The sequence below is a fragment of the Allobaculum stercoricanis DSM 13633 genome (assembly GCF_000384195.1).
Lineage (GTDB): Bacteria > Bacillota_I > Bacilli_A > Erysipelotrichales > Erysipelotrichaceae > Allobaculum > Allobaculum stercoricanis.
Genome location: NZ_KB913034.1, coordinates 1,988,918 through 2,011,756 on the forward strand (window position 1 = coordinate 1,988,918; position 22,839 = coordinate 2,011,756).

General features: G+C 37.2%; 18 protein-coding genes. 11 read left to right on the forward strand and 7 right to left on the reverse strand.

All coding sequences use genetic code 11. The features are described 5' to 3' along the window. The first annotated feature begins 58 nt into the window (after positions 1-58). The 3 genes from dnaX to ALLST_RS0109275 all read left to right on the forward strand — a co-directional run bounded on the left by dnaX (position 59) and on the right by ALLST_RS0109275 (position 4,258). Complete coding sequence (gene dnaX / locus ALLST_RS0109265; protein ID WP_019893918.1) at positions 59-1,798, forward strand: DNA polymerase III subunit gamma/tau; 1,740 nt, start codon at positions 59-61, stop codon at positions 1,796-1,798. Between the two features lie 254 nt (positions 1,799-2,052). Further along, a complete protein-coding gene (recR, locus tag ALLST_RS0109270) occupies positions 2,053-2,640 on the forward strand; it encodes a recombination mediator RecR (protein WP_019893919.1) in 588 nt (195 codons plus the stop codon). A gap of 1,003 nt (positions 2,641-3,643) precedes the next feature. Further along, positions 3,644-4,258, forward strand: a complete 615-nt coding sequence (locus ALLST_RS0109275) for a hypothetical protein (RefSeq protein WP_245553772.1) — start codon at positions 3,644-3,646, stop codon at positions 4,256-4,258. A gap of 75 nt (positions 4,259-4,333) precedes the next feature. Here the strand turns inward: ALLST_RS0109275 and ALLST_RS0109280 are convergent, their stop codons facing one another. Beyond that, a complete protein-coding gene (locus ALLST_RS0109280; protein WP_019893921.1) occupies positions 4,334-4,909 on the reverse strand; it encodes a CYTH domain-containing protein in 576 nt (191 codons plus the stop codon). Between the two features lie 219 nt (positions 4,910-5,128). On the opposite strand from ALLST_RS0109280, the gene ALLST_RS0109285 reads away from it, so the two are divergent. Further along, the gene (locus tag ALLST_RS0109285) at positions 5,129-5,920 is read left to right on the forward strand and encodes an NAD(+)/NADH kinase (RefSeq protein ID WP_019893922.1); all 792 of its coding nucleotides are present in this window, start codon (positions 5,129-5,131) and stop codon (positions 5,918-5,920) included. 196 nt (positions 5,921-6,116) lie between these two features. On the opposite strand, the gene ALLST_RS0109290 is transcribed toward ALLST_RS0109285, so the two are convergent. Continuing rightward, positions 6,117-7,370 carry an FtsW/RodA/SpoVE family cell cycle protein gene (locus tag ALLST_RS0109290; protein WP_019893923.1) on the reverse strand — a complete coding sequence of 418 codons (1,254 nt, stop codon included), beginning with the start codon at positions 7,368-7,370 and terminating at the stop codon, positions 6,117-6,119. 253 nt (positions 7,371-7,623) lie between these two features. Between ALLST_RS0109290 and mutS the strand changes: the two genes are divergently transcribed. The 5 genes from mutS to ALLST_RS0109320 all read left to right on the forward strand — a co-directional run bounded on the left by mutS (position 7,624) and on the right by ALLST_RS0109320 (position 15,375). After that, complete coding sequence (gene mutS, locus ALLST_RS0109295) at positions 7,624-10,155, forward strand: DNA mismatch repair protein MutS (RefSeq protein ID WP_019893924.1); 2,532 nt, start codon at positions 7,624-7,626, stop codon at positions 10,153-10,155. Positions 10,156-10,221: 66 nt separating this feature from the next. Next, entirely contained in the window at positions 10,222-12,267 is a 2,046-nt protein-coding gene (mutL, locus tag ALLST_RS0109300; protein ID WP_019893925.1) for a DNA mismatch repair endonuclease MutL, read from the forward strand. Further along, complete coding sequence (gene miaA / locus ALLST_RS0109305) at positions 12,260-13,162, forward strand: tRNA (adenosine(37)-N6)-dimethylallyltransferase MiaA (RefSeq protein ID WP_019893926.1); 903 nt, start codon at positions 12,260-12,262, stop codon at positions 13,160-13,162. The genes mutL and miaA overlap by 8 nt, the downstream gene beginning before the upstream one ends. Further along, positions 13,152-13,838: a tRNA threonylcarbamoyladenosine dehydratase gene (locus ALLST_RS0109310; RefSeq protein WP_019893927.1), complete on the forward strand. Its 687-nt coding sequence runs from the start codon at positions 13,152-13,154 to the stop codon at positions 13,836-13,838. Before miaA ends, ALLST_RS0109310 begins: the two co-directional genes overlap by 11 nt. 202 nt (positions 13,839-14,040) lie before the next feature. Then, positions 14,041-15,375 (forward strand): HlyC/CorC family transporter, encoded by a 1,335-nt coding sequence (locus ALLST_RS0109320; protein ID WP_019893929.1) that lies wholly within the window; start codon positions 14,041-14,043, stop codon positions 15,373-15,375. Positions 15,376-15,548: 173 nt separating this feature from the next. Here ALLST_RS0109320 and ALLST_RS0109325 read toward each other — a convergent pair whose 3' ends face one another. The 5 genes from ALLST_RS0109325 to ALLST_RS11175 all read right to left on the reverse strand — a co-directional run bounded on the left by ALLST_RS0109325 (position 15,549) and on the right by ALLST_RS11175 (position 20,749). Continuing rightward, the gene (locus ALLST_RS0109325; protein ID WP_019893930.1) at positions 15,549-16,928 is read right to left on the reverse strand and encodes an ISL3 family transposase; all 1,380 of its coding nucleotides are present in this window, start codon (positions 16,926-16,928) and stop codon (positions 15,549-15,551) included. 220 nt (positions 16,929-17,148) lie between these two features. Continuing rightward, complete coding sequence (locus ALLST_RS11165; protein ID WP_019893931.1) at positions 17,149-18,198, reverse strand: N-acetylmuramoyl-L-alanine amidase; 1,050 nt, start codon at positions 18,196-18,198, stop codon at positions 17,149-17,151. 108 nt (positions 18,199-18,306) lie between these two features. Further along, entirely contained in the window at positions 18,307-19,350 is a 1,044-nt protein-coding gene (locus tag ALLST_RS11170) for an N-acetylmuramoyl-L-alanine amidase family protein (RefSeq protein WP_019893932.1), read from the reverse strand. 83 nt (positions 19,351-19,433) lie between these two features. Next, a complete protein-coding gene (locus tag ALLST_RS0109340) occupies positions 19,434-20,066 on the reverse strand; it encodes a YggS family pyridoxal phosphate-dependent enzyme (RefSeq protein WP_245553773.1) in 633 nt (210 codons plus the stop codon). A 110-nt stretch (positions 20,067-20,176) separates the two neighbouring features. Continuing rightward, positions 20,177-20,749, reverse strand: coding sequence for an SOS response-associated peptidase family protein (locus ALLST_RS11175; protein WP_019893934.1), 573 nt, complete (start codon positions 20,747-20,749; stop codon positions 20,177-20,179). Between the two features lie 132 nt (positions 20,750-20,881). Here ALLST_RS11175 and tmk point away from each other — a divergent pair, with 132 nt between their 5' ends. Further along, a complete protein-coding gene (gene tmk / locus ALLST_RS0109350; protein WP_019893935.1) occupies positions 20,882-21,523 on the forward strand; it encodes a dTMP kinase in 642 nt (213 codons plus the stop codon). Next, complete coding sequence (locus ALLST_RS0109355; protein ID WP_019893936.1) at positions 21,516-22,550, forward strand: DNA polymerase III subunit; 1,035 nt, start codon at positions 21,516-21,518, stop codon at positions 22,548-22,550. The genes tmk and ALLST_RS0109355 overlap by 8 nt, the downstream gene beginning before the upstream one ends. Positions 22,551-22,839 lie beyond the last annotated feature (289 nt).

Sequence of the window (22,839 nt, forward strand, 5' to 3'; positions counted from 1 at the left end):
ACAATCAATTCAAGAGAAAAAGAAGAAATTCAAAAGCATGAAATAAGGAGGTTTGAGTATGGCTTATCAAGCACTTTATCGGAAGTACAGGCCAGCTTCATTTGATGAAGTAGTCGGGCAAAAGCATATTGTGCAAACACTCAAAAACGCAATTGCCAATCAGCGTATTGCGCATGCGTATTTATTTTGCGGTCCCCGTGGTACTGGGAAAACATCGATTGCTAAAATCTTTGCACGGACGCTGAACTGTACTGGAGAGAATCCTCCATGCATGGAATGCGAAAACTGTAAGTTGTCTTTGGATGGAACCCATCCCGATATTATTGAAATTGACGCGGCCTCCAACAATGGAGTAGACGAAGTACGTGCTTTGATTGAACGTGTAAACTACTCGCCAATGGAAGGTAAATACAAAATCTATATTATTGACGAGGTTCATATGATGACTTCTGGGGCATTCAATGCGCTGCTAAAAACGATTGAAGAACCACCAGAACATGTCATTTTTATCTTTGCGACAACTGAGCCTCATAAAGTATTGCCAACGATTTTATCTCGTTGCCAACGATATGATTTCTCAAAAGTTTCTAATCATGATATTCAGCAACGCCTGATTCAAATTTGTGAAAAAGAAAATGTGAATGCAGATGAAGATGCTTTGGAGTTTATTGCAACTCTAGCTGATGGTGGAATGCGTGATGCTTTATCGATTCTCGATCAATGTATTGCTTATGAACAAAATCACATCACAATTGATGCAGTCAGAGAAATCTATGGAGTAGTTCAACCTGAACAACTCGGAGAACTCGTTAGCAAGCTTGTGCCAGAAGAAGCAAACCAAGCGATTGAACAATTAAAGAAAATAGAAAGTCGCGGAATGGATCTGAAAAGACTTTGTGCGGATCTTATTTCAATGTTCAAAGATTCCCTTCTTTTGGGGATGGCCAAACAAACAGAATTGATTTCTGAACATCGCAAAGAAATCCTAAATAAGTATTTCATGAATCATCCTGTTCAGAAACGTATTCAGATATTGAACGATTTGATGAACTTGTATAATCGTTTGGCATTCTCTTCGAATGTCATGGATTATATGGAAACAATCTTGTTAAAAGCTGCATTATGGCAAGCACCTGTACAAAATCCGATTGCATATGATGTTCATCCGAATAATCAGATTCAATATGAAAAGAGATCTGATTCTTCGGATAAATCTGCCAGACAAGTGACAAACAGCCCAAAAGTAACACCAAAATCGAACTTATCTGATTTATTCTGGAAATCTGATGTTTCACGTGAAACAACGAAAATGTCAGAAAAGCCTAAATCTGAATTCACATTTTCGGAAGATTTTTTACTCAGTCTGTTAGTTGCAGGGAATAAAGAAGAAAAAAATGCCGATATGTACAATATGAAAGATCTGGAGAAATATCGGAATGATCTGAAATATTCACGATTTGTTGCTTCACTCAATAAGTTTACGTACATTGCGGATGGAAAAGACTTCATGTTGATCGGGGTCCAAAGTAAATTGGATCGTGACTTTATCAACGATATGCAAAACAGTGTTGGCTATGAGACATTCACAAATGAAATTCTGAAAAAGCCAAAGAAGATCTTTGCAATCACAATCGAAGACGGAAAAAATCTGATCGAAGTATTTAAAAAACGTAGCGCAGAAAAAACGTTACCAGAACCGGCAAAGCTTGAATTAAACGAAGTTTTAAACGTTGAGGATCTTCCAATTGAAGAACAGCTCTTAAAACGCTTTAAAGACCTGAAAATCGTCGATGATTGATATCAAGAATATGAATTGATTCAATGCAAAGATGAGTCCCCTTCCCTGCTCTAATCAAGCATTTCAAGCGGGATTTGTCTAAGCAAAGGATCAATGCTCAACAAAACCTGAATAATCAGAAAATAAAAGGAGAAATAAATCGGAACAAAATTAGATTCAGATTCTTGAAAGCTACTAAATAGAAGCTTAGAGAAACAAAATCTGAATAATCAGATATTTGCCCGAAAAAATATGATAAGAGAGGAGAAATAGAGATGTATCCAGTAAGTTTTGAGAACTTAGTTTTAGAATTGCATAAGTTGCCTGGAGTAGGCATGAAGAGTGCTGAAAGAATGGCATTTGCAATTTTAGATTGGTCGGATGAACAGAAGAAGCAGTTTATTGAATCTCTGAATTCCATCACCAAAATCAGACGCTGCAAAGTATGCGGAAATTTATCAGAATCTGAAATTTGTGAAATCTGCTCAGATGAAAGCAGAAATCACAATCAAATCTGTGTGGTCCAAAATGAAAAAGATATCTATGCGATTGAGAATCTTCAAGAATATAACGGTGTATATCATGTACTGCATGGCGCAATTAATATTCATAAAGGAATTTTGCCTGATCAGCTGAATATCCCATCCTTAGAAGAAAGAGTAAATGAAGAAACGGAAGAGATTATTCTTGCATTAGATCCTACAATGGAAGGCGAAACGACTGCGAAGTATCTAACACGCTTATTAGAGGGAAAAGTACTCATTACACGCCTAGCTTCAGGGATTCCTTTTGGCGGAAAACTAGACTATGCAGATACAAGAACACTTTCTCAAGCATTTAAAGGCAGAAGAAAAGAAGATTAAGTATAAAAAGTATCTTAAATAACAAATAAATCAACTTATTTGTTTAAATCTGACCGATCAGATGAAGAAATATGAATAAAAATATGAATATCCGAGCGATCATAGGACTAAATTGTATACAATAGGACAATTCATACGAATCAAATAAACGGAAAGACAATCTAGAGAATGAATATTCTTAAGGATATGAATTTCCGTTTTTATTTTCCTATGTAATTCACATAGTACCAGAGGGAGAATGGGAACGAATACGAAAATCATATATTTATTATAAATGTTATATTATCAAGAATACTCACAATATGAGCGATCACATGAGTAAAAAAATACATTCATTCGCATGGAGGGATGGTCATCTGAAAATCAGAATTTATGTAGGATTTAAGTTGTGATTTTCAGTTATTAGTAAAAACAAACATATGATTACTCCTAATAAATTCACATCTCCGAAAATTCAAAAAATCGAATTTTATCTGCAAAATATATGAATAATCATATTTAATTCACTATAAATATGACGAATCATAGGAATGGAAATTTGTAATTCATATCAATTCTGAAATAAATATGAATAAGCAGAAATATAAAAACGTAAATTTCTGAATTCATATTTATGTTCATACTGCAAAAATATGAATATTCATATCTAATTTCCTGATCATGCGATTAATCAGATTTTTTCTTCTTTACCTAAAAGTTGTTTTTTGCCTCAAAAAGTTTATTTGTGAGCATTCACAAGATTGTCAGATATTTTTTTAACCTAAAAAACACGATATATTTAGGCAAAATTTTAAATTTCTGTATGAATTAGGCGATGATATCGTTAACATATTTGCATTTGTCCAATCTGATCAATACAATAGAGTCGCATATGAATTTCCCCGGATTATCATAAATCATTTTGAAAGTTTACAATTTTATGGTAAAGTCTTAGGGCTTTTTATATATAGAAAGGGTGATCGTTTTGACTGATAATAACTCACCAATCGATGTTTACTACGATATGGATATTGCGACGATATGCCAGCACTTCAATAAATCGCGTAATACTGTAGATAAAGCTGTAGCTAAGTTAGTCAGGCATTACCCTGACAAAGGTTGGAAATACAAAAATCCAGAAACAAAAAGGATTACAATTAAAGCAGAAGGTGTAGAAAAGCTATCTACCTATTTCAGAAAAGAAAAACATGAAATATCTGCAGTTGAAACTGAACTTAGAATGGAAATCGAAAAGTTAAATGCTCTTTTAGAAGAGAGAAATACGCAGATCGCCAATCTAGAAGTACTATATGCTGAGAAACTGAAATTAGAATTAGAAAAAAACACCCAAACTTTCCTTTTAGAACAAAAAAGCAAAGAAGAAGAAATTGCTCAAAAGGATAGTCAAATATCGGAACAATCAGAGAAAATTTCAGAGCAGTCTGATCAAATTTCCGAACAATCTGAGCAAATCTCTACTTTAGAATCTGAAAATCAGAAACTCAAAGAACAACAGGATCTGACCGATCAGATGAAAAATGAGTTAGAAGCAAAACTTGCGGATTATCGTAAACAAGAAGAGGAATATAACAAAAAAGGATTCTTCTATCGTTTAACTCATAAATTTACTTTATCCTAAACCTGAAAATCATATATTTTTGTTCAATAAAAAAGACGCTATATCCCAAACCAATGGGCTATAACGTCTTTTTTCTTATTTATCGATATGATTTTGATCTTGAATAGCCCTTGCTAGTTTGCTTGGGCAATTTTTTTCGAATTCGAGGTTAACGGAATGCATTAACGAATTAAAGGATTGAATGGATGCAGAAGATGATTTGTATTCATATTCGATTTCAAAGTCATCTGAATTTTTGAAATATGTATGATCTAAAGACAGTTCTGCTTCCTCTAAATCACAAATCCACCGTTCTGTTTTGAAAGAAGCTAAAACTTGTAGATCATTTGGAAATGGAATATGTGATTCAATCCACTCGATATCTTCCTTTGAGAATTCTTCTAGCGTGTGGGCAGAAATAGATTTTTCATATTCATATTTCGTGATCGCATCTAGTGGCTTTTTAATCGTCAAAATCCATTGATCATTCCCTTGATCGCCAACGATTTGTCTAATTCTTAAAGCGATACCTTTCGTTTTATAAAAATGACTAGGATTGTCGTAATAGGTATTGATCTGAATACGAGGTTTTTGAAAATCAATCTGATTCAAAAGTTGCTTTGCTTGTTGTTCATTGAGAAGGATTTTTAATTCACGTTCTTGATCGTTCATGGTTACCTCCAAAGTTGTATTACTGTTTGTCATTTTACTCTATCAAAAGCAATGATGAAAAATGCAGGGGGTCTATTGTGTATAAAAAATGAGTTGACTGACTTATTGCATAGGATTTGTCTCGACAACTGTTCAAATTTTGAAAAACGCTAGATTCGTATTAGAATGCATAAAAGAAATCCCAATTATCGGATTAAGTAAGTAAAGGAAAAAGCATGTATGAATCCAATCTGTTTTTCAATTTATACACGTGATGATTCTTTCTCAAAACAAATAGGAAATGAGTTAAAAGACGTGTTAACTCAACAATTTCAAGATGTTTATTGTGAAGAATCTCCCAATATTGTCATTTGTATTGGTGGGGATGGAACGCTACTTCGTGCGATTCATGCCTATGAAGATCAATTAGATACTATTTCTTTTGTTGGTATTCATACAGGAACACTCGGTTTTTTTACCGACTATACAAAACATGATTTAGAAGACTTTGTATATGATTTACATCACAACGAAATAAAAACTGAATCATATCCTCTAATCGAAGCAGTTCTTGATGATGATGAATCGAAAGTATATTCTGCATTAAATGAAATTCGACTCGGTTCTTTTACAACAACGGTTGTTTATGATGTCTACATTGATAATGAATATTTTGAATCTGTATGTAGCTCAGGGGTAAGTGTATCGACACAAGCGGGATCGACAGGTGCTAACCGGGCACTGCAGGGGGCAATTGTGGATAATGGTTTAGAAGTGATGGAACTTACACAAATTATGCCTGTTTCCCACGTGAACCAACATTCAATGACTTCACCTTACATTCTTAAACGGGATCGAATCGTTGATTTTTATGGAAAATCACTAGAACATTCCAACCTTTGTTATGATCATTTGGAAACGGGAAAACTAACAGGCGTCAAAAAAGTAACAGTGCGTTTATCAAATCGTAAAGTCAATTTTGCCCGTTTTCGACCATACAGCTATCTGACACGACTGAAAAATTTATTTTAAAAAACTGTTCAAAGTGGTAATCAACAATAGAGCATTTTTCTTTTCATCTGGTAAACAAGGATGGAAAGAAGAATGCTTTTTTGATTCAAGATTGAAGTGAATGGGACAAAAAAGCTGCCATGATTTGGATGAGTGAGCTAGAACTCAAATCATCGCAAAAACGGTGACAGCTTTTTAATATATGAAAATCAGATTTTTAGTGAAGATTGAATCGTTCTTTAAATGCGATCCAATGCGGCAGAATGTCGAAGCTAATTTTGATTATTCTTGAACTTGTTGGGGACATATTCATAATCAATCCAAACAAAATGAAGTAGGAAAGAGTAGAAGATCCACCATAGGAGATTAAAGGTAAGGTGATTCCAGTAATTGGAACAAGTCCAATAATCATGCCTAAGTTTTGAAATTGTTGATAGAACAACATGGCAATTGTACCGATGATAATTAAGCGGTTAGCTGGGACTTTTACATTGTATGCCATTTTGCATAAATATAAATCAAGTCCTAAACAAATGACGATGATAAATAAAGTTCCAATTAAACCGAAACATTGACCAAAAGCAGCAAAGATAAAGTCAGTATGGGCTTCTGGGATCGCTACAATATTCGCTTGTAAACCATGACCAGTCAGACCAGCAGAACCGAGTGAAAGTAAAGCGGTATAAAGCTGGTTAGAAGAACCTAAGTAGTTGTGTTCTGGATATAGCCAAGCATCGATTCTTCGTAACTGATAACTAGATACTAAAGAAGCAAGTAAATCGTTTTGATAGAAGTAGAGGAAGAAGAATCCTCCAAACAATACAGCGACGAGGGCTAATGCGATCCAAATATAAATTTTTCGAATTCCACTGCACAACAATAAAACTAAAATCGTAAAGCCAATAATGATAAACAAACCAGTATCTGGTTCTAACAAAATGAGAACCATCGGCAAAACAGCCCATTTTGCGATTTGTAAAAACATACGCAAGTCATCTTGTACAGAAGGGTTTGGATGTTTTTTTTGGAAATCAGCAATGATATTACTCGTTTGCAAAATCAAAACAACTTTCATAAATTCCGAGGCTTGGAATGATCCGAGTCCAGGTAACTGAATCCAAGAAAAGGCACCGTTGACAGGTCCGGCAAAAGGTAAGGAAAATCCTGTAAAGCGGTGAAGAAGTTTTGATAACAACAAGTAAATTAAAACATAAATCAAAGCTTTATAAACGATGGGAATATATGCAAAGAGTGCCTTATTTTGAAAACGGCTAATGAGCATTAACATCGCAAAACCGATGATATACCACATGATTTGTCGTTTTAGATAAAAAGGACCGGCATTGTAGCGGATTAAGTTAAATGCGTTATAAATCGCAAAACAACTCGTGGCGAATAAGACGAGTAAAATGAAGATAAATCCAAAATCACAACGGATCGTTCTTCGTCCAATTTGAATCGTTTGCTTCATATAAGTCCCCCTTTCGTTCATTGATTCGTACAGTTCAGTATATCATACTCATTTCATGAGCGGATTGGCATGCCAAAAATGAAAGGAATCGAATCTGAAAAACGGCAAGCTTAGGCAAATTATTAAAAACAGATTCGACCCACAAGCTAGATCTGTTTGATTTCACCAAATATGTTTTGTTTTGAAAGGAATTCCAGGACACAAACGAATTGTGATTCAAAGTGAATCGAAACGTTTTGATATAATAAAATCAATGTCTATCGATAAATCTCAATATTCTCCGATGATGCAGCACTATCTTGAACTAAAAGAAGAGCATCCAGATGAAATCTTGTTTTACCGTCTCGGAGATTTTTACGAAATGTTTTTTGAAGATGCAGTAACTGTATCTCGCGAACTTGACCTCGTTTTAACTGGAAAAAACGCAGGCGCTGAAAAAGCACCGATGTGTGGTATTCCCCATCGGGCATACAAGAGTTACGTTTCTCGATTAGTGAAGAAAGGATATAAAGTTGCGATTTGCGAACAGCTTGAGGATCCCAAAGCATCCAAAGGGTTAGTAAAACGCGGAATCGTGAAAATCATCACACCAGGGACGTTACTCGAAGATGAAAATAACCGTCAGTATGTGAACTACTTAGGTGTTGTGGCAACGGATAGCTGGAAAGCGTTGTTGTTGCTTTGTGAATTATCCACAGGGGAACTGCGCTATATTGAGCTAGAAAAATCTTTGAGTCAACTTCAAAACTTATTGAATGAATTTGAAGTCAAAGAGTTAATTGCGCCACGAAATTTGAATAAAACTTGGCAGAAAGCATTAGAACAAAGTCCCCTTGTTTTCTCCTTACAACAAGCTAAGCCATTAGCGCCAGAAGATGAATCGCTATTACCGGTTCAAGATCCTTTGATGAAATCGACATTAGAAGTATTAATGGGTTATCTCCAATCTACCCAAATGCAGCATGCCGATCATTTAAGTCCCATGACACCGATGTTTCCTTCAACCGCTATGGTTTTAGATCCGGAAACAAGACTTCATCTTGAATTGACCCGCTCGCTTTCGAGTAATGCTCATGCTCAATCGTTATGGGCATTTATGGATCAAACGCAATCCGCACTAGGGAGTCGTTTGCTTCGCGAATGGATTGAAGCACCTTTACTAGATCCAACGCAAATTATGCAACGCCAAGATGCGGTACAAACGTTATTGGATCAATTTTTAGTGCGGACCGATCTTAGGGATCACTTAGCTTACATTTATGATCTAGAACGTTTAGCAGCAAGGATTAGCTATCGTTCAGCTTCTCCACGTGATGTATTGCAGCTATCGACATCGCTAGAACACGCTGCACCTATTTTAGAAATGGCGCAATGTTTGACGAGTTATCCAGGACTGAAAGACGTACCGGATTGTCATGAACTTTATGAACAAATCAAAAGTGCGATTGTTCCGGAACCACCTTTAACGACAAAAGATGGAGAGTTCATTGCTCCAGGATATAACGAAAAACTCGACGAAATCCGTCGTTACGCCAATGAAAGTGACCAAGCTTTACGGGAATTGGAAGAAAGAGAAAGGGAACGGACCGGAATTAAAGCATTAAAGATTGGATATAACCGTGTATTTGGTTATTACATTGAAGTGCGTAAAACATCTTTAGATCAAATTCTTCCTGAATATGGCTATGTTCAAAAACAAACGCTAGCAAACGCAAGTCGTTTTACATTTGATGAACTCAAGCAACTAGAAGAAAAAATCTTGAGTGCCCAAGATCAAAAGATTTTATTAGAACAAGAAATCTTTGATCAATTGCTCGATACGATTAAAGAAAATCTAGCAACCCTTCATGAACTCTCTAAAGCACTCGCTTTAATCGATGTACTTTGTTCACTTGCCAACCTCGCTAGTGAAAGAGGATATATTCGACCGGTTTTTTCTAGCGATCGCAACGTAGAAGTCATTGAAGGACGTCATCCCATTTTAGAGGCGAGAATGTCGGGATTTGTATCCAATAACTGGCTAATGCCTACAAAAACAGACGTATGTTTGGTGACTGGTCCCAATATGGGCGGTAAATCGACATGGCTTCGTCAAAACGCTTTACTCGTTGTCATGGCTCAAATGGGAAGCTTTATTCCTGCTCGACAAGCAACGCTGCCAATTTTTGATCGAATTTTTACTCGCATTGGAGCAAGTGATGACTTACTTCAAGGAAAGTCGACATTTATGATGGAAATGATGGAAGCCAATAATGCTTTACGTCATGCCACTGAAAACTCGTTGATTTTATTTGATGAAATCGGTCGCGGAACGGCTACATTTGATGGAATGGCTCTTGCCCAATCGATGATGGAATATATTGTCCAAGTTTTGAAATCGAAGACGCTATTTTCCACGCACTATCATGAATTGACGACACTCGATCAAGATTTCCAATCGATCCAAAACGTCCATGTGGATGTGCAAGAAAAAAGAGGAGATATTCGCTTTTTATATCGCATCGTCGATGGCAAAGCGGATAAATCCTATGGTATTCATGTCGCAAAACTTGCCGGACTACCGCCACTAGTGATTAGTCGGGCAAGTGCGTTACTAGAACAATTTGAACAAAATAATCCAAATCAAAACTTCCAACCAAGCTTATTTGTGATGGATCCAAAAGAAGTAGAACGACTGAATTTTATTGAAGAAGTCAAAAACATTGATCCAGATGAATTAAGTGCCAAAGAAGCGTTGGATTTGATTTATTCATTGAAAACAAAAGCTGAAAAAGTCAGTGATTAAAACAATACAATCTAAGAAAATCCAGTGAATGGATCACTGGATTTTCTTGTAAAAGAGGAGGTATTTATGGGACTGATTCATGTATTAGATCCGCATTTAACGAATATGATTGCGGCAGGCGAAGTCGTTGATCGGCCAGTAAATATCGTTAAAGAATGCGTAGAAAATTCCTTAGATGCAGGGGCAACGAAAATTGATATCGAAGTATTTGAAGGAGGAATTTCCTCAATCTCAATCACAGATGATGGTTGTGGAATGAGTTATGACGATGCTAGAGTCGCTTTTCGTCGTCATGCCACAAGCAAGATCAAAAGCGAAGAACAACTATTCGCCATTGCGACAATGGGATTTCGAGGCGAAGCATTACCTTCCATTGCCTCAGTTGCTAAAGTTGTTTGTACGACTTGCGATGGGCAAGAAGGAACACGCATTGAATTCGAATATGGGGAACTCAAAAGCTGGGATCATGTCGATGCTCCACAAGGAACACGCATTACAGTCAGTGGCTTATTTTTAAAGACGCCAGCTCGTTTTAAATATTTAAAAAAGCCGACTTATGAATTTTCGATCATTGCCGATACGGTCAATCGCCTCGCTTTAGCGCATCCGGAAGTGCGCTTTACTTTACACCACGACAATCGTTTAGTGTTTCAAACGAGTGGCCGAAATGATCGTCGAGAAATTCTGTATCAGATGTTTGGTTTAGTCCCTTCCAAAGAAGCGGTGGAATTTTTTAAACAATCGGATGACTTTACGATTAATGGTTATGCAATGCAACCTAGTGTAAACCGGGCTTCTAAAAACTATATTTACATTTGTATGAATGGCAGAACGATTCGTTCATGGCCAGTCACCAAAGCAGTGATCGAAGGCTATCGGGAATATATGCCCAAAGATCGTTATCCGATTTGTTACATCAACATCACAACGGACTATCAGCTTGTAGATGTGAACGTGCACCCGAATAAATTAGAAGTTCGTATTTCTAAAGAAGAATATTTAACCCAACTGATTGTTGATACGATTCATGAATTGTTTGAAGAAGAGATCCAAGTTCCACAAATTCGCGCAGCTAAGCCAAATTCCGAACAATTAGAAGCAGAATTGACTTATCCTACACATCGACAATGGGAAATGAATTCGACAATTCAAATGCCGGTATCGAAAACTAAACCAGGTTATCCTAATGGACTTGAGCCAAATCGCGCTGAAGAACTCTTCGACTTGCAACAAACGAAAAAATATGAAAATCAGATTTTTAATCAGAAAGATAAAGAACCCATTTTCTTAAAAGAAACGCTACAAGATCCGGCCAAAATGTTGATTCAAGATCAAAAAAACGAAGGGTGGAATAGACCACAATCCAAACCGGTTGCAAATACACCATCTTATGGATCAAAAGCGTCAGTTCAAAGCAATTTCAATCGAGTAAATTCGACTGTAAAACCAACAACACAACTTGTTTCCAATATGGAACCTCAACAAAAAATTGGCTATCCAACTGGACAAGAACCAAAACATAAAGCAAATGAATTTTTCTTGAATCTGAAAATCATCGGACAATTAAAAGAATCCTACATTTTGTGCGAAGGTCCTGATGGATTAGTTATTGTCGACCAACATGCGGCAGCCGAACGTGCGAATTTTGAGCGCATTCAAAGAGAATTTGAAAAGCCAGTTACAGTGACGCAACCGCTATTAGTGCCGATTTCTATTCCACTTTCGAGTGATTTAATTGCGAATATCGGTGATTTAAATGAAAAGACTGCTTTTTATGGTTTGAAGTTTCATGTCGTAGATGATTATACCGTTGAATTGAGGGAAGAACCTTCTTGGATGACGTTGGTAGATCAACAAAAAACACTCGAAGATTTATTCACTTGGTTTCAGCAACATCAAATTGTTGATGTCAAAGAATTAAGACGGCATATGATTGCCACTTGCGCTTGTCATTCCTCGATCCGTTTTAACCATGCGCTCAGTATGGATCAAATGGAAAGTATTCTTGAAGATCTCGTGCAATGCGATCAACCGTATCATTGTCCACATGGCAGACCGACTGTAGTCTCCATGTCATTAAAAGAACTAGCAAAGGAGTTTGAACGTGTCTAAAGTCATTGCGATTGTTGGGCCAACCGCATCAGGGAAAAGTTCGTTATCCATCCTCGCCGCAAAACGACTTGGCGGAGAAATTATTTCTGCCGATTCAATGCAGGTCTATCAAGGAATGGATATCGGAACGGCCAAAATTACAAATGAAGAAATGGAAGGAGTTGCGCATCATTTAATCGATATTCAACCGTTAAATGAAGCATGGAACGTGAAGCTCTTCCAACAAATGTGCCGTCAAAAAATAGAAGAAATTCAAGCACGCAATCATGTTCCTATTCTTTGTGGGGGAACAGGCTTATATGTCAAAGCGGCATTATATGATTACGCTTTTGAAGAAGAAGATCCTAATGAAGCCAAAATTATGGCTGAAATTTCGAGTTGGAGTAATGAACAACTTTTTGCTTATCTCGAACAAGAAGATCCACAATCCCTCGAAAAAATACATCCCAACAATCGCCAGAGACTGTTGCGCGCGGTCGTGATGGCAAAATCGGGTAAACGAAAATCAGATCGAGAAGCGAATCAAAAACATGAACCAATTTATGATGTGTATATGATTGGCTTAAAAGACGATCGCCAAATCGAAATTGAACGAATTGATCAACGTGTAGATCAAATGTTCGAACAAGGATTGGCCGATGAAGTCAAACGTTTATTCAGTACTCCAGAAAGTCGTTCTTGGAATAGTTTCCAAGGCATTGGCTACAAAGAGTTTTTAGGCTGGTTAGAAGGAAAAGAAGATTTGGATTCTGTTCGGGAACAAATCAAAATTCATACTCGTCAATATGCCAGAAGACAAATGACGTGGTTTAACCATCAAATGCCAGTACATTGGTATAAACCAAGTCAAAAAGAAGAAATCTTACAAGATCTTGAGGAATGGTATGGCAGATAGTTTAGATCGAGCAACGCTGTTATACGGCAAACGGGCAATTGAAACACTCGAACAAGCAACTGTCGCGGTAGTTGGATGTGGGGGTGTTGGTGGCTTTGCGATTGAAGCTTTGGCCAGAAGTGGTGTGGGAACATTGATTTTAATTGATAAAGATGTCGTTGAACCGACCAATCTCAACCGGCAACTTTGCGCTTTGACAAGTACTATCGATCAGCCCAAAACAGAAATTTTTAAAGCGCGAATTGCGACAATACGCCCACAAACCAAGGTGATTGTTCATACGGGATGGTACGATGAAAACCTCAACGATTGGTTGCAACAATGTCATCCAGACTATATTTTGGATTGTATCGATTCCATGCGTTCTAAACAAGAACTCATCAAATTTGCACTCGATCAGAAAATTCCCATTATTTGCAGTATGGGCATGGCAAGACGTAAAGATCCTTTACAAATCCAACTTTGCGAATTAGAACAAACGCAAAACGATCCAATGGCCAGAAGACTTCGCCAATGGAAACGGAAAGAAAAAATCAAAACTAAAATTATGACCGTTTGTTCTAAAGAATTGCCGATGGACATGGAACCGGATCAAAGTTTACCATCTTCAATTTTTGTTCCTGCAAGTGCAGGCTTAGCGATGGCCGCAAAATGTATTGAAGACTTAACGAATTAAGGATCCCCAAGAAAACCTGCGCTTCAAATTTGCGAAAAGTGTAAGTTTATTAGATAATGCATGGCAATTACTAAATTGAAAAAGGAGAAATAAAGTTAAAAATGGAAAATAGTAGTGACTACCACAGTACATGTGATTCTCAAAAAGCGGATGACCCGCTGCTTAATCACGATGTAACAATGATGAATCAAGGAGGGTGCTTATGTCTGGATCAACAGTAGTACAAGTGACCACTCTCATTGTCTTATTGTTATTATCGGCATTTTTCTCATCAGCTGAAACGGCATTAGTTGGTGTCAGCAAAATCAGAATTCGAACCCTTGCCGACCAAGGGAATCGACGTGCCCAAATCGTTTTGAAAATCTATGAAGATGAAGGAAAGATGTTGTCGGCCATTTTGATCGGGAACAACTTAGTCAATACCTTCATGGCTTCTTTAGCTTCGATGATTGCTTATAACTTTGGTGGCTATGCCGTATCGATTGCGACATTCTTAATCACGTTTCTGATTTTAGTTTTTGGTGAAATTACACCAAAGACATTTGCAACAAGTAAACCGGAAAAATTTGCGCTTGCTTATGCGCCAGTGATTTTATTCATGATTCGCATCATGACTCCGGTTATTTGGTTTGTGAATATCTTTTCATCGATCATTTTACGCTTGCTTGGTATGAAGAAAACCGCCAAAAATGCGGCGATTACAGAAAGTGAACTGCATACAATTTTAGATGTTTCTCATGAAGAAGGCGTCATCGAAACAGAAGAACGCGATATGATTCGTAACGTATTCGAGTTTACAGAGGCTAAAGCAAGTCAAATTATGGTCCCTCGTGTCCATGTGACGATGATTGATGTGAATGCAACCCGTGATGAGCTTGAACGCATTTATAAACGTGATCACTATACGAGAGTACCTGTTTATGAAGGGACTCCTGATAACATCATCGGAATTGTGAATATGAAAGATTTATTGTTCACAAATCCCAATGAGCCATTTGATTTACGTAAGCTATTGCGTAAACCTTATTTCACAATTGAAAATAAAGGAATTAATGAGCTTTTATCCGAACTTCAAAAAGACCAATACAACATGACGATTGTCTTAGATGAATATGGAGAATTAGCTGGAATTTTAACAGTCGAAGATATCATTGAAGAAATCATTGGCGAAGTCCAAGACGAATTCGATGGTGCGGAAAACGAAAACATTCAAAAAATTGAACCGAATAAATTCAAAGTCAAAGGTTATATTTCCTTGCATGACTTGAATGATGAATTGGATCTTGAATTAGAAAGTGAAGATTATGATTCGATTGGTGGTTTGATCATCGAATCGTTAGGCCGATTCCCAACACTTGGAGAATCCGTTGAACTCGAACATGGAGTAAAAGCCCGTGTCATTAACCTACAAAAAAATCGAATTGAACAAGTAATTTTAGAACTTCCGCCAAAAGAAGAACCAAATCAAGAACCAAAATCGGACGAAAAACCAGTAAAGGAACGTCATATGTTGCGCTCGGAACCAACTAAAAAATAGAGTGGCAGGATCAAAAAATCTGATTTTCATCGGATTGATCAGATATTTAAAATAAATAGAAAGCCCAAATGAATCTAAATTGCGATTCATTTGGGCTTTTTTTTAGTTGGATACATCGCACGAAAAAACAATAAAAATGGCTCTATGGAAAATCGTGTGGGATCATCTATGAATTAAGCTGATCGATAACGACTCATGTCAATTAACTTCAAGAAGAAATATTCGTCATCTCGAAAACCATAAGACATTCTTCGAACCGTTTTGATTCTATTATTGATCCCTTCTATTTTGCCATTAGACAAGCGTAGAATCGCATGACTAATCAATCCATTCCAGTGTTTGAGGATTAAGTTAGAGAACCATTTAAAATGTTCATTCTTTGTCGCATTGCAGATTTCTACAATATGCGTAAGATGATTTGCCATTGTATTTTCGTCACTTGTCGCATATGCCTCTTTTAGTTCTTCTTTAATGAGATCTATGGCGAAAAATAGTTCGTTCTCTTTCAATAGTTGTTTATATTTCTTCATTAACCCGCCTTTGCGAATTTTGGGTTCTTTTCGAAATAGGACATGACCAGAATCAAGAAGAGTTCCTTGACTCGCTAACGCATCCTTCCTTTCAAGTGTTTCTGGAGAGGATAGAAGAATATATCGGGTTTGTTTTAATGAACGAGCCTTNCNAAGATTACCTTCTTCNATTAAGCGGCGCTGCTCGTCTTTTCTAACCATAGAAATGACCTTGTCATTAAAGTTTTTGATCAAATGAAAACGATCATACACAACCTGGATCCAAGGACACTTTTCATGAAATGCCGAGTAGAAATAGGCATTCATATCACAGCTCACCGCTTTAACGTGGCGCATCCAGTTGTATCCTACATGGTTGATAAAATCATATACAATCTGTTTTTTCTTTCCAAAAGCGATCCATAGGATATGTCCTGTATCCAGATCGATAATATGAGTGGCATATTGATGATGGTTATGAAGTTTAAATTCATCAATGCCTAGATAACGAGAATACTCCATAGGTTTCTTGAGTTTGCGATGAGATCCATCTTCTGTCGTGTAGAGCTTTGAGAGACGATCTTTATCAATCGCTTTTACAGTATGTGGATCCACTCCACAGATCTGTGCGATCTTTTTAAGCGATAAATCGTGTCGTTCAAGATGATATACGATCTGTTTATAAAGATCAGTGGTCATTCTGTGATTGGGGCATTCATAAGGGATCTGTTGCACATGGGTTTTATGGCATTTTGGACATTTGAATCGAGTAACCTTCACAAAAATTCTGCAAGTTGAATTTCCCTTGGATTCATGCTTGAGTACTCGAGTGATTTGACCATGAACATGCATAGCTGTTTTGCAAGAAGGACAAACAGAATCTTCTGGAGTAATGAATTGTTCACCATAAATATGATAAAAAAGTTGTCCGGAATCGCTGACGATTAGATCAGTTGTTTGATTGATGAATCCAGTCAGTGATTCAGGATAAACAATAGCTCCAGGAATAGTTTGACTGATGGTCACAGAACAGTTAGTATGCATATGAGATCTCCTTAAGTTGTTTTGTGGTTATTACAATTTTAAAGAGATCTCTTTTCTTTTGTGAAAAAAGAGATTAATTTTTTTAATCCAAAAGACAAATCCCACACAGTTTTACTTAGAACCATAAAAATGTCGTTATGATTCGTGTTTGAATAGACAACGACGAATCATAACGACTGAATAAAATAATTAGATTTTTAGATTTGATTGATTTAAGAAGCTAGGAAAGAGGTTGGGGCGTTTCTTCTGCTGGTGGGATTGGATCCTGTGCGGGTGGTTGTTCCGGATTTGTAGGTTGATTTACATCTTGATTGGGATCCGGATTGTTTGGTTGATTAGGATCTGTCTGGGAATTTGCAGCAGAATCTTGAGCAGAATTGGCGTCTTGCTCACTTTGTTTGGATGCCACAAGGCTACCAGCTTGGCTTTCGGCAGATGCCATACTGGAAGCAGATTGTGTTGTGCTTTCAGGTTTAGGTTTTTCATATTTTGGCGCGTCTGGATTTTCCATAACGAAATCGGAAATCGTTGCGGCAATTGTTTTAGCGACTTTATCTTGCTCAGATGAATTCGTTAAATGAGCGAGGTTTTCAGCATTAGACATATAACCAAGTTCAATTAAAGTGGAGTGAATTTCTGACATCGTAACGACTTGTAAAAGTTGGTTGTCCACGATGCTGTATTGTTGACACCATTGAATTTCTTGGAAGTTTTTACCCATTTTATTGGTTAAGTCTTTCATGACTTCATCTGTTGGGTTTACGAAGAAGACTGCCCCTTCAATACTTGGATCCGCATAAGAATTACAGTGGATCGAGAAGAAGTATTCAGCAGATTGCTTTGTTTGTTGTTCAAGACGATAGTTTAAATCGGAAAGTTCATCTGTTAACCAAGGAACGCTATCGTCAGTACGAATCATCTTAACGATGATATTCGGATTTAATTCATTCAAGTAATCAGCAACTTTATTTGTGATCGACAGGTTGATGTCTTTTTCTAAAATGGTGTCATTGACGGTATTTCCCCCATCCATTCCTCCATGGCCAGCATCGAGTAGAATCGTAGTTTTCTTTCCTTTTTCAGGATAAGTCTTATAGACCAATCCTGTAGTTGGATCGACAGATGGAGTTCCGGTAGGTGTTGAGGAAGTGTAGTTTGAGTGATAAGTTCCAGCAAATATGGTGCTGTATAAAACCAAAGAGATCATACACAATCCCCCGATATAGAGGCTGATGTTCAGCTTTCTATTTTTAGGTAAACGAAATTTCACAACAATCCTCCTCATCAATATACGTAAAGTGTTTGGGTGATATAAAACGTTTTATTTCCTCAATATTAAACGAATGTTAAGGAAATTTGTTTCGCTATTTTGAATCAATTAATAAGCAGAAGCATAAGGGTTCTCTAAAATATTGGCATTCAGAGATCCGGCAATAGCAGCAGCTGCTTTGTCTAAACTTTCTTCATTGTTCATCAATTGCAAGTCTTGGCTATCTTTTAAGGAACCGACTTCAACCATCAAGGCATGACAATTAGCCATAGAAATGAGCTGTAAAGGATATTTATCGGTTGTCGTCATTGCGTTTAAGGATGACCAGCCTTGGTTTGTTAAGTTTTGAGCCATAACAGTCGCAAGTGCTTCAATTAAAGAATCATTGGCGTTGTAGTAGAAATGAACGCCAGCTTGATTGTCTTTGGCATGAGTATGTAAAGAAAGGAAATAGTCAGGTTGTGTAGCTTCTAATACTTGGCGTCGCCAAACTAGATCTTCCCAACCGGTTGTATTGGAACCAGTAGTATCGTCTTCACGAACCATGACTACATTCAAATTTGGGTTTTGCAGTTGTAAGTGTTCTTTGACTTTTAAAGCCAGTTTTAATGTGACGTCTTTTTCGATTGTTCCATCGCTTGCTGCATCCCCTTGATCACTTCCCCCATGACCAGCATCAATTAAAATTGTTTTAACGATCGCATCATCGCTTTTCGCAACGATCGGAAAACCATAATCATCAACGGGCTTGGATTCATTTTCTACAGATAGTGAATCATTGGTCGCAGAATCTTCAGATGGATGATTTACAGAAGAATCTTCTTGCGTATTGGAATCAACAGGTGAATCTTGATCATTTGTTAAAGATTCGTTTATAGAATTTGCAGAAGATGAATCTTCTACTTTTGCGGTTGTTTGATCATTGCATAAAGAAGAATTTGGATCTGCAGAGATTGGAGTGGTGCTTTGGACTAATGGTTCACCATTAATCGCATAAGCAGTCGCAACCGTGTTTGTTTGCGTTGCATTGGACATGGTGATTGTTCGTTCAAAAAGACCTTTATATAAGCCAAAAGCAACAGCCGATAAGGCTAAAGCATAAAGTGTAGTTCGAACAGACATTCTCATTCGAACGTTTGGATCTGTTTTCATATATATTTACCTCCGAATGTGAAGCCGTCTGTTATTCTACCACGGGAAAAATCAGACTCAATCTTTCAATTTGGCAAGAGAATTTATTCTGCTTCAAATAAGGCCGTGCCAATTCGTACTTGGTTACTGCCATGTTCGATGGCGAGTTCATAGTCGTGGCTCATGCCCATTGATAAAGTATCCATAGTCGGATAGAGTTGGCAAGCTTGATCATAAAGCGCTTTGGCTTGATCAAATTCTGATGCGATTAAATCTTGATCGTCCGTATTGGATGCGATCGTCATTAAGCCTTTTAAACGAAGATGTTCCATCTTAGCAATTTCGGCAAGTAAATCATCTAGTTCGGCGATCGGAAGACCGGTTTTATTTTCATCTTGTTGAGAAACTTTGATTTCAACTAAGATATCTTGAACCAAGCCATGCTTTGCGGCTTGTTTTTCAATTTCTTGGGCAAGCTTTAAAGAATCGACCGATTCGATCAAGGACACTTTCCCGATAATATATTTCACTTTGTTTGTTTGTAAGTGACCAATAATATGCCAATCGTAATCAGGATTGTATTTGGATAAAAATTCTTGAACTCGGTTTTCACCAAAGGTTCGAACACCGAGGGCATATAATTCATCAACTTCTTGAGCAGTGTGTTTTTTTGTGACTGCAACGAGTTTGGCACGAGGATCTTGTAGACGTTGAGCAATGAGTTTTTGATTCATCATCGATTCTCCTTTCTTGTTCAGTTCAAAAGATAGGTAAAGGCATTTCTAACATCATAACGGTTTTACTTATATATAGAAAAGGAGAATTCAATTTAATCTCTTGAAATCCCTTAAAACAGAGAAATTTGTTGGAAAGCTTGATGCACGTTTAGCATAGGATTGTTTTGTTGGAGCAAATCAAAAATTTTAGACTCATCGCATAGCCATTGTTTTGCTTGTTGCGCATTGAAAATAACAGGCATGCGCGGATGAATCGATAAGACGGATTCATTAGCCTCTTGCGTAATAATCACAAATGAATTTTCAATCACGAGAGCGGCAAGGTAAAACGGCTGATCTTGATCGAAAAAGACTTTTTGTTTAAACAAATCCCATTCATAAAAGCCGGAACAAATCACAACAGCTCGGTGATTTTGTAAAGCATGACGAAAAAGCGTTTTTTGCTTTAGCGTTTCGCTTCGCGCATTGATAATCAATTTCTTTTTACCTTGATATGGGTAGGGATAACCAAATGAATAGAGGTTCGTTTCAAATTGTTGATGGAGATTGCGATCGATAACAATCGCTTGTTGACTTGGATAAATATCGCCAAATTCAAACTGTTCTTGTTTCCATTTTGGAGTGGATCCAAAAGCAGAAAGAAATGGAATGACATGATCTTGAACTAAAAAAGCACCGCACATCTGTTTACTCCTTTGATTTCAGTTTAACATCCAGTAGGCAATTAATAGCGCATAGAGCTTGGATACAAAAGGGATCAGGAAATTGTATAATAGGAAAAGTCTAGGATGAAATTATATTAAAAAGGAGAAGCCATGAATCAAACAAAAGGAATGTTAATCACATTTGAAGGAAATGATGGGGCCGGGAAAACAACCGCATTAGAGTCCGTTGCCGCTATTTTAAAAGAAAAAGGATATCCGATCGTGGTTTCTCGTGAACCTGGGGGATCTGTTTTAGCTGAAAAAATTAGAGAATTAATTTTGGATGTGAATAATGAAATGGATGCGAAAACAGAAGCTTATCTTTATGCCGCTAGCCGAAGAGAACATTTAGTCCAAACGATTCTACCGGCATTGCAGGAAGGTAAATTGATTTTATGTGATCGCTATTTAGATTCCTCTTTGGCTTATCAAGGGCATGGCCGCAAGTTAGGACAAAAAGAAATCGAACAACTGAACGATTTTGGTTTAGAAGGATTTCGTCCGGACTACACTTTATTCTTTTCATTAGATTTAGAAACAGAAAAAGAGAGAATGGAAATGCGTGGGGAAATGAATCGCCTCGATTTAGAATCTAGAGAATTCCATCAGCGAGTTCGTGATGGATTTACTTGTTTGTGTCAACAAAATCCCCAACGTATTCATGTGATCGATGCTTCTCAAACGAAAGAAGAAGTTGCCCAAGCAACCCTTGCACAAGTCGAAGAACTGTGGAAAGGTCGATTCCATGATTGATAAAAAGCGACTTCAAGAAGAACAACCTGTTGCTTGGCAAACGTTATCGCATGCCCTCAAAACTCAAACACTCTCTCATGCTTATTTGTTTTATGGGCCACATAACCCGATTAAAAATCAAATGGCTTTATTACTCGCTCAATCGCGAGTTTGTCCAAATTGTGATGAAGATGGTTTTGCTTGCCAAGAATGTTCGGCTTGCCAACAAATCGCCCATGAACAAAACCCGGATTTCTATTGGTTACGCCCAAATGGGTTGTATAGTGGAAAACCGCTTACCCGCAAACAAATTGAAGCAAAGTGGAAACAGAAAGACGAAGAAGTAGAACCAGTCGTTTCGTTATCTCAATTAAAAAGCTGGAGTATTGGCAAACAAGACATTTTAAATATTCAACAAGCCTTTCAAACCAATTCGATTGGGTATGTTAACCAGCAAACGTATATTATTGAACAATACGACAAAGCAAATGCTTATGCCTCTAACTCGTTATTAAAATTTTTGGAAGAACCACGAGAAAACTTGATGGGGATCTTAGTTGTGGATGAATTATCCAACGTGCTGCCCACGATCGTATCTAGATGTCAGCTCATTCCTTTTCGCATGGCCAGTATGGAATCACGCAAAGAGGAATTACGAGCTCTCATTGGCGATGAAGAATTAGTCTCTGTTTTTGCGTATAGTGGCTATGACTTATTGTCTGCACAAAAACTCATGGAAGGAGAGGCTGCATTTGAAATTTTAGATGCGAGTGTTCAATACTGGAAAGAACGATCTAAACATATCGGAATCTATCATCTTCAAACCCAAGTGTTTTCAAAAAATGCCCAATTATCAAGAATGGGGATTGAATTTTTCTTCCATTGCTTGTTGTATCATCTCGAAATGGAAAACAAACTTGACCTCATGCATTTAGATTTACGGATGATTTTATTAGAAGGACTAGATGCTTGTCGTTATCCACTTGATCCCGCTTTATTATTGGATCGAGTCTGCATGCAGATCAGAAAGCGGACGCTACAAGGATAAAATAAAAGAGAACTTTTGACTTTAAAGGTTTTGGTGAATGCTTAAGTCGTCTCATTCAAAACCTTTTTTGCGTTTTACTGCGTATTTTAAAGGAAGAATACCTTGATTTTGAAAAGGATTTGATACAATCAAAGCCGATACATTTGCTTGCCTAAATCGAAAGAAAAAGAAACAAGCAGATTGAAATCAGATTTTTTATAATAAAGAAGAAATGCCAACACTTGATCGGCAAATGAAACAATAACAGAATGCATCATCAATAAGCGATGGTGAACTTCTGTTTCGATAT